The organism is Solwaraspora sp. WMMA2059 (genome assembly GCF_027497315.1).
Taxonomy (GTDB): Bacteria; Actinomycetota; Actinomycetes; order Mycobacteriales; family Micromonosporaceae; genus Micromonospora_E.
In genome coordinates, this window is sequence record NZ_CP114908.1 from 4570855 (window position 1) to 4583901 (window position 13047).

14 protein-coding genes are annotated in these 13047 nt (G+C 70.9%); 1 reads left to right on the forward strand and 13 read right to left on the reverse strand.

Translation table 11 applies throughout. The annotated features are described in order from the left end of the window. Window positions 1–3: 3 nt before the first annotated feature. From atpA to prmC, 10 genes are all read right to left on the reverse strand, one after another. Window positions 4–1650, reverse strand: a complete 1647-nt coding sequence (gene atpA, locus O7553_RS20820; protein WP_281551365.1) for a F0F1 ATP synthase subunit alpha — start codon at window positions 1648–1650, stop codon at window positions 4–6. A gap of 56 nt (window positions 1651–1706) precedes the next feature. Further along, window positions 1707–2531, reverse strand: a complete 825-nt coding sequence (locus O7553_RS20825; RefSeq protein ID WP_281551366.1) for a F0F1 ATP synthase subunit delta — start codon at window positions 2529–2531, stop codon at window positions 1707–1709. Continuing rightward, on the reverse strand, window positions 2531–3073 hold the full coding sequence (locus tag O7553_RS20830) for a F0F1 ATP synthase subunit B (RefSeq protein ID WP_278171188.1): 543 nt from the start codon (window positions 3071–3073) through the stop codon (window positions 2531–2533). The genes O7553_RS20825 and O7553_RS20830 overlap by 1 nt, the downstream gene beginning before the upstream one ends. Window positions 3074–3138: 65 nt before the next feature. Beyond that, the gene (atpE, locus tag O7553_RS20835) at window positions 3139–3348 is read right to left on the reverse strand and encodes an ATP synthase F0 subunit C (protein WP_278113038.1); all 210 of its coding nucleotides are present in this window, start codon (window positions 3346–3348) and stop codon (window positions 3139–3141) included. A 113-nt stretch (window positions 3349–3461) separates the two neighbouring features. After that, complete coding sequence (gene atpB, locus O7553_RS20840) at window positions 3462–4262, reverse strand: F0F1 ATP synthase subunit A (protein ID WP_281551367.1); 801 nt, start codon at window positions 4260–4262, stop codon at window positions 3462–3464. Between the two features lie 28 nt (window positions 4263–4290). Then, the gene (locus O7553_RS20845; protein ID WP_281551368.1) at window positions 4291–4506 is read right to left on the reverse strand and encodes a hypothetical protein; all 216 of its coding nucleotides are present in this window, start codon (window positions 4504–4506) and stop codon (window positions 4291–4293) included. Window positions 4507–4758: 252 nt separating this feature from the next. Next, on the reverse strand, window positions 4759–5160 hold the full coding sequence (locus O7553_RS20850) for a hypothetical protein (RefSeq protein WP_281551369.1): 402 nt from the start codon (window positions 5158–5160) through the stop codon (window positions 4759–4761). A 41-nt stretch (window positions 5161–5201) separates the two neighbouring features. Continuing rightward, window positions 5202–5834 (reverse strand): phosphotyrosine protein phosphatase, encoded by a 633-nt coding sequence (locus O7553_RS20855; RefSeq protein WP_281551370.1) that lies wholly within the window; start codon window positions 5832–5834, stop codon window positions 5202–5204. Beyond that, window positions 5834–6478 carry an L-threonylcarbamoyladenylate synthase gene (locus tag O7553_RS20860; protein ID WP_281555688.1) on the reverse strand — a complete coding sequence of 215 codons (645 nt, stop codon included), beginning with the start codon at window positions 6476–6478 and terminating at the stop codon, window positions 5834–5836. The genes O7553_RS20855 and O7553_RS20860 overlap by 1 nt, the downstream gene beginning before the upstream one ends. Before the next feature lie 62 nt (window positions 6479–6540). Then, window positions 6541–7443: a peptide chain release factor N(5)-glutamine methyltransferase gene (gene prmC, locus O7553_RS20865; RefSeq protein WP_281551371.1), complete on the reverse strand. Its 903-nt coding sequence runs from the start codon at window positions 7441–7443 to the stop codon at window positions 6541–6543. Window positions 7444–7545: 102 nt separating this feature from the next. Here prmC and O7553_RS20870 point away from each other — a divergent pair, with 102 nt between their 5' ends. After that, window positions 7546–9102 (forward strand): GGDEF domain-containing protein, encoded by a 1557-nt coding sequence (locus O7553_RS20870; RefSeq protein WP_281551372.1) that lies wholly within the window; start codon window positions 7546–7548, stop codon window positions 9100–9102. 102 nt (window positions 9103–9204) lie between these two features. Here the strand turns inward: O7553_RS20870 and prfA are convergent, their stop codons facing one another. The 3 genes from prfA to rho form a co-directional block, all read right to left on the reverse strand. Continuing rightward, window positions 9205–10293 carry a peptide chain release factor 1 gene (gene prfA, locus O7553_RS20875; protein ID WP_281551373.1) on the reverse strand — a complete coding sequence of 363 codons (1089 nt, stop codon included), beginning with the start codon at window positions 10291–10293 and terminating at the stop codon, window positions 9205–9207. 97 nt (window positions 10294–10390) lie between these two features. Continuing rightward, window positions 10391–10615, reverse strand: a complete 225-nt coding sequence (rpmE, locus tag O7553_RS20880; RefSeq protein ID WP_281551374.1) for a 50S ribosomal protein L31 — start codon at window positions 10613–10615, stop codon at window positions 10391–10393. Window positions 10616–10848: 233 nt separating this feature from the next. Further along, window positions 10849–12801 (reverse strand): transcription termination factor Rho, encoded by a 1953-nt coding sequence (gene rho, locus O7553_RS20885; protein WP_281551375.1) that lies wholly within the window; start codon window positions 12799–12801, stop codon window positions 10849–10851. Between the last annotated feature and the right edge of the window lie 246 nt (window positions 12802–13047).

Below are 13047 nucleotides of genomic sequence, written 5' to 3' on the forward strand. Positions count from 1 at the left end.
GCCCTATTCCTTCTCGGCGTCAGTGTCGGAGACGTACCGGGTGACGCTCTCGCGTTCCTGCTCGCCCTCCAGGGCCTCGGCCGGCGCCTCGTTGATCACCCGCTCCGGGTCCTTGGACAGGAACATCTGCTTGAACTTCTCGACCGCGTCGGACAGCGTCGTGATGATCTCGTCGTCCCAGTTGTGCGCGGCGATCGAGTCCAGCGTGCCGGAGTGGGAGTGCCGCAGGTACTCCAGGAACTCCGACTCGAACCGCCGGACGTCGCCGACCGGGATGTCGTCGAGCTTGCCCTCGGTGCCGGACCAGACCGAGATGACCTGCTCCTGCACCGGGAACGGCGAGTAGTTCGGCTGCTTGAGCAGCTCGACCAGGCGGGCACCGCGCTCCAGCTGGTTGCGCGACGCCTTGTCCAGGTCGGAGGCGAGCGCGGAGAACGCCTCCAGCTCGCGGTACTGGGCCAGGTCCAGCCGCAGCCGGCCGGCGACCTTCTTCATCGGCTTGACCTGCGCGGCGCCACCGACCCGGGAGACCGACGTACCGACGTTGATCGCCGGCCGCTGGCCCTGGTTGAACAGGTCGGTCTCCAGGAAGATCTGCCCGTCGGTGATCGAGATGACGTTGGTCGGGATGAAGGCCGAGATGTCGTTGGCCTTGGTCTCGATGATCGGCAGACCGGTCAGCGAGCCGCCGCCCAGCTCGTCGGAGAGCTTCGCGCACCGCTCCAGCAGCCGGGAGTGCAGGTAGAAGACGTCACCCGGGTACGCCTCACGGCCCGGCGGACGGCGCAGCAGCAGCGACACCGCGCGGTACGCCTCGGCCTGCTTGCTCAGGTCGTCGAAGACGATCAGCACGTGCTTGCCGGCGTACATCCAGTGCTGGCCGATCGACGACCCGGTGTACGGAGCGATGTACTTGAAGCCGGCCGGGTCGGAGGCGGGCGAGGCGACGATGGTGGTGTACTCCATCGCGCCGTGCTCCTCCAGCACGCCCTTGATCGAGGCGATGGTGGAAGCCTTCTGCCCGATCGCCACGTAGATGCAGCGGACCTGCTTGGCCGGGTCGCCGGATTCCCAGTTGGCCCGCTGGTTGAGGATCGTGTCCAGCGCGACGGTGGTCTTACCGGTCTTGCGGTCGCCGATGATCAGCTGCCGCTGGCCGCGACCGATCGGGGTCATCGCGTCGATCGCCTTGATACCGGTCTGCAGCGGCTCGGACACCGACTGGCGGGCCATCACGTTCGGCGCCTGCAGCTCCAGCTCGCGGAAGCCGTCGTTGGCGATGTCACCGAGGCCGTCGATCGGCTCACCGAGCGCGCTGACCACCCGGCCCAGGAAGGCGTCGCCGACCGGGACGGAGAGCACCCGGCCGGTGCGCTTGACGCGCTGGCCCTCCTCGATGCCGGCGTAGTCGCCCAGGACGACCACACCGATGTCACGTACGTCGAGGTTCAACGCCACGCCCAGCGTGCCGTCCTCGAATTCCAGCAGTTCGTTTGCCATCGCCGAGGGCAGGCCCTCGACGTGGGCGATGCCGTCCCCGGCGTCCGCCACGGTGCCGACCTCTTCACGAGACAGCTCCGGCGTGTAGGAGGAGACGTAGCGTTCTAGGGCACCACGGATCTCGTCCGACGAGATGGTCAGCTCGGCCATCCTCTGCTTCCTCTATGTCTAGTGGCCCGGATGAACCCGGAACGGCATGGACTGAATCAGCGCCCGGCGAGCGCCTTGCGAGTGTCGATGAGGCGGCGCCGAACGGTGCCGTCGTACAGGTCGGAACCGATCCGTACGCTCATCCCGCCGAGTACGGCGGGGTCGACCGTCAACTTGACGGATACCTCCCGACCGTACATCTCGGCCAACGTGGCGCCCAGCCGCTGCTCCTCGGGCTGGGTCAGTGGTGCGGCGACCGTGACGTGCGCGACCTGCCGGTCCCGCCGGGCGGCGGCCAGCTCGACCAGCCGGCCCAGCCCGGCACCGACGGATCGCCCGCCGAAGCCCCGGACCGCCTGCTCGGCGAGGCGCACCGTGGCCGGCAGCGCCTTTCCGGTGAGCAGCGTGCGGACCAGTTCGACCCGCCGGTCGGCCGGCACGGCGACGTCACCGACCACGGCACCCAGCTGCGGGTCGCCGTCGATGATCTTGCCGAACCGGAACAGCTCGTCCTCCACCTCGGCCAGCTCGCCGGCCGACTCGGCACCGGCCAGTGCGGTGTCGACGCCGAGTCGCTCGGTGGCGTCGAGCAGCTCCGACGGCGCCGACCAGCGGGCCGCGACGACCGCGTCGAGCAGGTCGAGGCTGTCCGCGCCGGTCTTGCCTTCGAACAGGCCGCGCAGCAGCCCGGTCCGGTCGTCGGCGGGCCGGGCCGGGTCGGCCAGCGCCCGCCGCAGCCGGGGCTGACGGCGCAGCAGGTCGGCCACCGAGAGGATCTCGTCGGCCGTGGTCGCGACCGCCGTCGGGGCGGCACCGGCGACGTAGCCGACCAGTCGCTCGGTCACCGCGGCGTAGGACTCCCGGCTGGTGGCGGACTGCATCAGCGGGCCCCCGCGTTCTCCAGGTCGGCCATGAACCGCTCGACGGTGCCCTTACGGCGGGCTTCGTCGGCGAGCGCGTCCCCGACGATCCGGCCGGCCAGGTCGACCGCGAGCGTGCCGACCTCGGCGCGCAGCTCCCGGATGATGGTCTGCCGCTCGGCGGCGAGCTGCTCCTTGCCGGCCGCGATGATCCGGTCGGACTCCTCTCGCGCCTTGGCGAGGATGTCCTGCCGGATCCCTTCGGCGTCGGCCCGGGCGTCGTCGCGGATGCGGGCCGCGTCGGTACGCGCCTCGGCCAGCTGGGCCTTGTACTGCTCCAGCAGCTGGTTCGCCTCGGCCTGGGCGGCCTCGGCCCGCTTGATGCCGCCCTCGATCGCCTCGACCCGCGCCTGGTACATCGCTTCCATCCGCGGGAACACGAACTTCAGCAGTACGGCGACGAGCAGCCCGAAGGCGATCAGGCCGACGATGATCTCGGACAGCGGCGGGAGCAGGATGTTCCCGCCCTCTTCCGCGGCGATGTACGTGACTTCTTCGTACATGGACACTTCCCTTCGCCCGGACCGGCGCTCGCGCAACCGGTCACCGAGTCAGACCGCCAGTGGGCCTAGAGCGCGAACGCGAGCACCAGACCGAGCAGGGCGAGCGCCTCGATCACGGCGAAGCCCATGAACATGTAGACCCGGGTCAGGCCGGCGCTCTCCGGCTGGCGGGCGGTCGCCTGGATGTAGGCGGCGAACACCAGACCAACGCCGATACCGGGGCCGAGGGCGGCGATGCCGTAGCCGATGGCGTTCAGGCTGCCGGTGATCTCCATGGTTGTTTTCCTCCTGCGTTGAACGCGTGTCCGTCACGCGCACGTTTAGGTGAATGTTCAGTTGTCGTCCACGCGGCTGACCCATGGACGTGTATCGGTCGAGGGAGGCGGAATCAGTGCGACTCGGCCAGGGAGTGCTGCAGATAGGTCGCGCTGAGCAGGGTGAACACGTACGCCTGGAGAACCATGATGCCGAACTCGAAGAAGGTCATCACGATCGCCATGCCCCAGCTCAGCACCGCGATGGGCTTGATGAACAGGCTGTCGGCCTGGAACAGCGCCACGCCGCCGAGGGTGAAGACCAGCAGGATCATGTGGCCGGCGAACATGTTGGCGAAGAGTCGGACCGACAGCGTGACGGGCCGCAGGATCAGGTTCGAGACGAACTCGATCGGCACCAGGATCGGCTGGACCCACAGCGGCGCGCCAGACACCCAGCAGACGTGCTTGACGTAGCCGAGGAAGCCCCACTTGGCGATGCCGTGGCCGATGTAGAGCAGCCAGCTAACCACCGCGAGCACCATCGGGAAGGCGATGTGCGACATCGGGGAGATCTGGGCGAACGGAACGATGCCCCAGAGGTTGTTGAGCAGGATGAAGCAGAACAACACCGTGAGGTAGGGCGCGAACCGCACCCCGTCCCGGCCGATGACATCCCGGGCGATGTTGTCGCGCACCATGCCGTACACCGACTCGGCCAGCCACTGACCCTTGGTCGGCACCAGCTTCGGGCTGCGGTAGGTGACCAGGAAGAAGATCATCACCAGCGCGGCGGCGATCCAGAGCAGCAGCGTGATCTTGGTGAAGGCGGCCGCCCAGGCGGTGCCGTCCAACCCGGGGATCAGACTGCGGAAGTCGAAGGCATCCACGCCGGGAGGGAACTCCGCGGCGAGAACGGTCGGCTGCTCAATCAACGCGCATCCTCCGTTGGTCGGGCCTGGTTCACGCGCCCAGCTTCTTAACGGTCAGGTAGACCCCGGCCGCCGTCCCGCCGATCAGCCCGATCAGCAGCCCGACGTTGGGCAGGTCCAGCCAACGGTCGACGAGCCACCCCGCGCCGCCCCACACGGCCATCCCGCCGAGCAGGTAGCCGATCGCGGCAAACCCGGTGTCGGCCCCCGAGGGACCTGCGGGTTCGAAAGGTGGTTCACCGGCCATGACGCCGGAAACATATCAGGGCAACGATGAAGGCTGTGCGTCACCCCCCGCACAACCCTCGTTGTGTGGGCGACCCGGTCGCACATCAGATGGGTGCACACGCTACTCCTCTTCCGCCCCGGTCGGTATCCACTCCCCCGCACCACCGGCGATCTCGGCCTCAGGGTAGGGCAAATCCGACAAATCTTCGCGAAGAACGGTGATTTTCGCCGCTGACCCCGCCGTCGATGGGCACCCGGGGTCACCGGATGATCAGCGCGGATCGATCTCCACGTACGGGATCCGGGCCCGGAAGGTCCACCACACCTGCGCCGTGATCCATCCCACTGTGGCCACGATGATCGCCACCGCGAGCATCCGCTGTCCCGGCCAGTCCGACGCCGCCACCGCGAACACCGCCACCCCGAGCAGCGCGAACTTCAAGCTGTAGGTGAGCAGGCCCACACTGAGCACCATCTGCGGATGCACCGAGTCCGCCCAGGCCAGCGCCAGGCTGGAGGCCACATAGCTGGCCGCCACCAGCGCGACACCGACGGCGGCGCCGACCGCCCCCGGGACTCCGTCCAGCCAGCCGCCGACCCCGGCGAGCACCACCAGCAGCACCGCCGACACCATCGACGGCACCGGCAGGTGCCGAAGCCGACTACGCATCATCGGACGACCTCCGCCTGCATCCTCTGCCCGCCCCGCCGATCTCAGGGCAGCAGCGCCACGCCGAGCGCTCCCACCGTCTCCTCGATCTCGTCGGCTACCCGGGCAAAGGTGTGGTCGCCGCGCCCCCACGGATCGTCCAGATCGTCCCCCGGCTGGGGACCGGCACCGGCCCGGACCACCGCGACCGCGGCGACCAGTGCCGCGCCCCGGGCGTGCACCGCCTCCGGGGTGACCGCCGCGTCCGGACCCGACCGGGCACCGGGCAGCCCCGCCGCGTCCACCGCCGGCAGCAACCGGCCGAACTCGCCGAGCACGAAGGTGCGCTCGGCGGCGTCCGGGCGCAACGCGAGCACGTACTCGAGCTGGTCGGCGGTGGCGGTGAGGACCAGATCGGCGGCGTCGATCTGGTCGGACCGCAGCTTGCGGGCGGCGAAGCCGTCGACCTGCCCGCCCCGGGCGAGCACCTGGCGGGCCGCCGGCGGATTCATCTCCTCGCCGGCGTGCCAACCGCCGGTGCCGGCGCTGTGGCTGTGCAACAGCTCCTCGACCGGCGGCGCGGCGGCCGGACCGAGCCGGTCCAGCCGCTGCTCGAGCGCCAGCACCAACAGCCGCTCGGCCATCGGCGAACGGCAGATGTTGCCCATGCAGACATGAAGAACGGTGAACGGCGGCACTAGGACTCCGTACCGATGATGTCCGGGACCACGTCACGCAGCTTCTCGATCGGGACCGCGCCGTCGCGGACCACCCGGGGCACGTCGCCGGTCAGGTCGACGATGGTGCTTGGCACGGGGTCGGGGCACGGGCCGGCCTCCAGGTACGCGCGCACCGAGTAGCCGAGCTGGTCCCGGGCCTCGGCGGCGGTCACCGCCGGCGGCCGGCCGGTCTTGTTCGCCGACGAGACCGCCATCGGACCGGTCTCCCGCAGCACCTCCAACGCCACCGGATGCAGCGGCATCCGGACCGCGACGGTGCCGTTGGTATCCCCCAGATCCCAGTTCAGGCTGGGCGCGTGCTCGACGATCATGGTGAGCGCCCCCGGCCAGAAGGCGTCGGCCAGGTCGCGGGCGGTCGGCGGCAGGATCAGCACCAGACCATCGAGGGTGTGCCGGGAACCGACCAGCACCGGCGGCGGCATCTGCCGGTCCCGACCCTTGGCGTTGAGCAGCGCGGTGACGGCGTACGAGGTGAAGGCGTCGGCGCCGACGCCGTACACGGTGTCGGTCGGCAGCACGACCAGCTCGCCGTTCTTGACCGCCTCGATCGCCGCGGCGATGCCTTTGTCACGGTCGGCGGCGGACCGGCAGTCATAGAGCATCACGGTGTGCCAGTCTGCCACGTGCCCGCCCGCTGATCCGCACCGATCACCGCCAGCTGCCGTCAGCCCGTCCGGCGGGTGGTCACGAAACGCGGCCGGCCGGCCAGATCGCGGTGGCTGGTGACAGCGTCGAACCGGCCGGCGGCGGCGACCAACGCGACGACGGCGGCGGCATGGCCGTCGTCGTGCTCCACGCCGAACAGCCCGCCGGGGCGCAGCAGGGTCACGGCGCGGTGCACCACCGGTCGGATGACCGCCAGGCCGTCCGGCCCGCCGAAGACCGCTTCGGCCGGGTCGTGCCCGGCGACCTCCGGCGGCACCGGGGTGCCGTCCGGTACGTACGGCGGATTGCACAGCAGCACGTCCACCCGGCCGGCGAACTCGCCGAGCAGGTCCGGATCCCGGACATCGCCGGCCCGCACCTCGATCGGCCGGTCCCCGGCGGCGGCCTGTCGCCGGGCGTTGCGGCGCAGCCAGCGCAGGCTGTCCGTCGAGCGTTCGACCGCGACCACCCGGGCCGTCGGAACCTCGTGCGCGACTGCCAGCGCCACCGCGCCACTGCCGCTGCACAGGTCGACGACGACCGCCTCGCCGGGCTGGTCACGCAGCGCGTCGACGCCCGCCCCGGCGAGCAGCTCGGTCTCCGGCCGGGGCACGAAGACCCCCGGCCCCACCGCGAGCTCGAGATAACGAAACGGTGCCGATCCGGTGAGGTGCTGCACCGGTTCCCCAGCCGCCCGGCGGGTCACCAGACTGTGGAACCTGCCGATGTCGGTCTCGTCGAAGTCGCCACTCAGTGCCAGCCGGCCACGCGGAATGTCCAGCACCGAGGCGGCAATCAGCTCCGCGTCGACCCGGGCGGCGGCGACACCGGCGGCGGCCAGCCGGGCGGCCGCGGCAGCCACGGCGGCTCGGACCGGCGTCCGATCCGGCAATCCGGAGGTGTTCTCTGGCAAGTGGTTCACGACATAATCATGGTGCGTCCACCCGGGCGTCCGTGGAACAGGTCGCGGATCGGGTCGGGTGTGTGCTCCGCCAGATTCCAGCGGGCTCCAGGGAGGTTGTGCGTGGGTTGGCTCGACCGGCTCACCGACCAGGCCGAGGCGCTGATGCAGGCCCGGGCGCTGATGGAAAGCAGCCGCTCGGCCGAAGCCTGTGTCGCCTTCGAGCAGGTGATCCGGAGCACCAGCAACCGGTACGTACGGGCCGACGCGCTGGTGCAGCGGCTCTCCGCGCTGCTCAACCTCGGCCGGTCCGCCGAGTACACGGTGGCCGTCGACCGGGCGTTCGAGGCGGCCCGGGACGTCAGCGAGCCGTACCTGCACGGCCACCTGCACGCGCTGGCCGCGCTCGCCGCCCACCAGCAGGGCGCGTTCGACCGGTGCGTCACCCATCTGGTGCACAGCGCGCGGGCGCTCGGCGCGGCCACCGACGTCGACCGGGAAACCGCCTGGGGCTGGCACGACCTGGCGATGGCCTACTCCTACCTCAGTTTCCACGGGTACGCGCTGAGTGCCATCGAGCACGCCCGGCAGCTCGGCAACGCCACCGGCATTCCAGAGGAGACCTTCGCCGCGCCCGGCATCCGGCTGCGCAACGCCGTCGCGTTGGACCATCATGGAGACACCGACGGCTGCCTGCGGGTGCTCCGCGACATCGGCAGCGACCTGGCGAAGTTCGTGCACGCCGACCGGACCGGGCTGCTACGCCCGAGCAGCCGGGTGGCGTACGGGTACGCGCTGGCCCGGCTCGCCGCGCTCGGTGAGCCGGCCCGGCTGCCCCCCGGCGCCCCGGAGGCCACCCGCCTGATGATCGACGGCGGCGACAGTGCCCGCGCCCGCGACCTGCGCCAGCTCGGGGTGGTCTGCCTGACCATCGCGGCGGACCGGCCGGCGGAGGCGTTGACCCGCCTGTCCACGGCGGTGGTCTCCGCCGAGACGCTCGGTGCCGCCGAGACGGCCCGGCTGCGCAGCGTCGCGCACACCCGGGCTGGCGACCACGCCGCCGCGCACGACGCCGACCGGTACGCGTTCCGGCTGGCCACCCGGCGCAACGACCGGCTGCGCGACATGTACGTCGACGGCATCGCCGCCCGGCTGGACCAGGAGGAGATGCGTCGCTCCGCCGCGCAGTACACCCAGGAGGCGTTGACCGACCCGTTGACCGGGCTGGCCAGCCGCCGCCACCTCGATCTCTACGTCACCGACATGGCAGGCCGGGGCGACCGGGCCGTGGTGATGGTCTGTGACCTGGATGGTTTCAAGTTGGTCAACACCGTGCATGGCCACCACTCCGGCGATCTGGTGCTGCAGCGGGTCGCCGGGGTGATCAACCGGGTGATGCGCCGGGGTGACTTCGTGGCCAGGTACGGCGGCGACGAGTTCGTGGTGGTGCTGCCGGGCGCCGGCCCGGCCGAGGCGGCCGACGTGGCCCGCCGAATCACCGCCGCGGTGGCCGGTGAGGAGTGGGAGTCGCTGGTGCCTGGCACTCCGGTCGGGGTCAGCGTCGGCTACGCCGAGATCAGCGGTTCCGGTCCGGGGTTGCGCGAAGCGCTCAGCCGGGCCTTCGAGGTGGCCGCCCGACAGATGCGCGAGGCCCGGCAGCGGCCCCATCCGGTGCGCTGACCGCCCGGCCGGTGCCGGTGTGGCCGCGGTCAGCGGCACAGCCGGTGCCGGTGTGGCCGCGGTCAGCGGCACAGCCGGTGCCGGTGGGGCCGGTGGGGCCGGTCAGCGGCGGGTCAGTTCGGTGTCACCGGCGAGCCGAGCTGCCCGGTCCGCCTCGGCGAGCGCGTCGAGGACGCCGTCGAGCTCCCCGCCGACCACCAGGTCCATGTTGTACGCCGTGTAGCCGATCCGATGGTCGGTGATCCGGTTCTGCGGGTAGTTGTAGGTGCGCACCCGCTCGGACCGGTCGACCGTACGCACCTGGGAACGGCGGGCGTCGGACGCCGCCGCGTCGGCCTGTTCCTGGGCGGCGGCGAGCAACCTGGCGCGCAGGATCCGCATCGCCTGCTCCCGGTTCTGCAGCTGGCTCTTCTCGTTCTGGCAGGAGACGACGATGCCGGTCGGCAGGTGGGTGATCCGCACCGCCGAGTCGGTGGTGTTGACCGACTGGCCGCCGGGGCCGGAGGAGCGGAACACGTCGACGCGTAGTTCGTTCGGGTCGACGTTGACCTCGACGTCCTCGGCTTCCGGCAGCACCAGCACCCCGGCGGCGCTGGTGTGGATCCGGCCCTGCGACTCGGTAACCGGCACCCGCTGCACCCGGTGCACGCCGCCCTCCCACTTGAGCCGGGACCAGACGCCGTTACCGCCCTCGGGCACCCCCCGCGACTTGATCGCGAGCGAGACGTCCTTGACCCCGCCGAGGTCGGAATCCTGCGAGTCGAGCACCTCGACCTGCCAGCCGCGCCGTTCGGCGTACCGCAGGTACATCCGTAGCAGGTCGCCGGCGAACAGCGCCGACTCCTCGCCGCCCTCGCCCGCCTTGATCTCGACGATGACGTCCTTGGCGTCGTGCGGGTCCCGGGGGATCAGCAGTTCGGCGAGGCGGGCCTCCAGGTCGGGCAGGCTGGCGGCGATTGCCTCCGCCTCGACGGTGAACGCCGGGTCCTCGCCGGCCAGCTCCCGGGCGGCGGCCAGATCGGCCCGGGCCTGGGCGAGCTCGCCAGCGGCCTTGTGCAGCGGGGCCAGCTCGGCGAACCGGCGACCGACCCGGCGGGCGGTGGTCTGGTCCGCGTGGATCGCCGGATCAGACAGCTGCTTCTCCAGCTCGGCGTACTCGTCGAGGAGCCCGGTCAGGCGCTCGCTGCTCATCCAAGTACTCCTTCATCCGGGTTGAGAAGACCAGGACCGTCCAGACACCGCGGCGCCCGCCCCCGACCTCGGTCGGAAGCGGGCGCCGCGTGCACAGCTACTTGGCCTTGTTGGCCTTCGCCTTGGCGTACTTCTGCTGGAACTTGGCGACCCGGCCGGCGGTGTCGAGGACGCGCTGCTTGCCGGTGTAGAACGGGTGGCAGGCGCTGCAGGTCTCAGCGTGGATCTTGCCGCTGGGTGCGGTGCTGCGGGTGGTGAAAGATGCGCCGCAGGAGCAGGTGACCTCGGTGGTCACGTACTCCGGGTGGATGTCCTTCTTCACTGATGGTCCTCTCTTCGTCGGTCGCCGGGTCGCCGTCGACGTCGACCGCGCCGTTGCGCGGGCCGACTCTGGCGTGAACCGGAACCTGGCCTGCTGTCAGTCTGCCACGGGCCGTGGCAGCGGGTCGCGGTGGGCGGAGCGAACCGCCCACCACGACCGTCACGAACACCGCCGGACGCAACGCCCGACGGACCTGCCGGATTCCCGACCGCGCGGGGCGGCCGGTGCCGGGGTCACTCCCCCGGCGTCGACTTCGCGATCTGCATCAGGAACTCGATGTTGGTCCGGCTCTGCTTGAGCCGGTCCAGCAGCAGGTCCAGCGCCGCCTGGGAGTCCAGCGAGTGGAGCACCTTGCGCAGCTTGTGGGTGATCGCCAGCTCCTCCGGCGCGAGCAGGATCTCCTCCTTGCGGGTGCCGGACGGGTGGATGTCGATCGACGGGAACACCCGCTTGTCGGCGATCTTGCGGTCCAGCTTGAGCTCGGCGTTGCCGGTCCCCTTGAACTCCTCGAAGATCACCGTGTCCATCATGGATCCGGTCTCCACCAGTGCGGTGGCGAGGATGGTCAACGAACCGCCGTTCTCGATGTTTCGGGCCGCGCCGAGGAACCGCTTCGGCGGGTACAGCGCCGTCGAGTCGATACCACCGGACATGATCCGCCCGCTGGCCGGCGCGGCCAGGTTGTACGAGCGCCCCAGCCGGGTCACCGAGTCGAGCAGCACGACGACGTCGTGGCCCAGCTCGACCAGCCGCTTGGCCCGTTCGATGGCCAGCTCGGCGACCGTGGTGTGGTCCTGCGGCGGCCGGTCGAACGTGGCCGCGACGACCTCACCCTTCACCGACCGTTGCATGTCGGTGACCTCTTCCGGGCGTTCGTCGACCAGCACCACCATCAGGTGGCACTCGGGGTTGTTGTGCGTGATGGCGTTGGCGATCGCCTGCAGCACCATCGTCTTGCCCGCCTTGGGCGGGGAGACGATCAGCGCCCGCTGGCCCTTACCGATCGGCATCACCAGGTCGATGACCCGGGTGGTGAGGATGTGCGGCTCGGTCTCCAACCGCAGCCGATCCTGCGGGTACAGCGGGGTGAGTTTGTAGAACTCGGGACGCCGCCGGGCCTCCTCCGGCTCCATGCCGTTGATGGTGTCCAGCCGGACCAGCGGGTTGTACTTGTCACGACGCTGCTCACCCTCGCGGGTGGCGCGCACCGCGCCGGTGACCGCGTCACCGCGCCGCAGACCGTGCTTCTTGACCTGCGACATGGAGACGTAGACGTCGTTGGGCCCGGAGAGGTAGCCGGTGGTACGCACGAACGCGTAGTTGTCCAGCACGTCGAGGATGCCGGCGACCGGGACGAGAACGTCGTCCTCGGTCACCTGCGGCTCCCGGCCGCCGCCACCGTCGCCGTCACTGCGGTCCCCCCGCCGCCGACGGTCGCGGAACCGGCTGCGTCGGCTGCGCCGACCGCCGCCTTCGTTGTCGTCGTCGTCGTTGTTGTCCCGCTGGTTCCGCTCGCTGCGGTCACCCCGGTCGTTACGGTCACCCCGGTCGTTACGGTCGCGACCACCACGGCCGTCACCGCCCCGCTCGGCCCGCTCGCCACGGTCACGGTTGTCCCGCTCGCCACGGTCACGGTTATCCCGGCCGTCACGGTTGTCCCGGCCGTCACCGCCCCGGTCGGCCCGCTCGCCAGACTCGGTCGGCGCGGTCGCGGTCTCGTCGGTACGCGACTCGGTTGCCGACCGACGGCCCCGGCGGGTGCTGCGCTCGCGGGCCGGCTCGTCGACGATGGCGAGCTGCTCGCCGTCACCGCCGTCGCGCCGCTCGGACCCGCCGTCGCGCCGTTCAGACCCGCCGTCGTGCCGTTCAGACCCGCTGTCGCGCCGCTCGGCCTCAGGACGAACCTCGGCGCGGACCTCCTCCCGAGGGGGTGCGGTCGCCGCCGCGACCTCGGCGCGCGGCCGTGGGGCACCCCCGCCGGCCTGGCGCTCGGTGATCGCGGTGATCAGCTCACTCTTGCGCATCCGGGCGGTGCCGGAGATGCCGAGCGACGCGGCGAGGCTCTGCAACTCCGGCAGCAGCATCGCGGACAGCCCGGTGCCGGACCGCCGACGGCGGGCAGGAGCAGCGGTGGTGTCGTCAGCGACGTTGGAGACATCCGACGTCACGTCGGTGGTGTCGCTCAATGGATTCCTTCCCTCGATAGGCCGGGCAACCCGGGTCAAGACGCTAGGTGGCCGGGTGGCCTCGGTGCACCCGCCTCGCATGACACGTCGCGGGAGTCTTCGCGCAGCTTTGCCGGACCCGCTTCACCAGCCTCGGTGGGCAGCTCTCGACATCTGCAGCGATCCGTGGAGACTGCGGTTTGGCGGTGGCCTAGGCAGGGGTGAGACGGGCTTACCGCCGATAGCTTCGGGGGTGCGCCGCCCCGC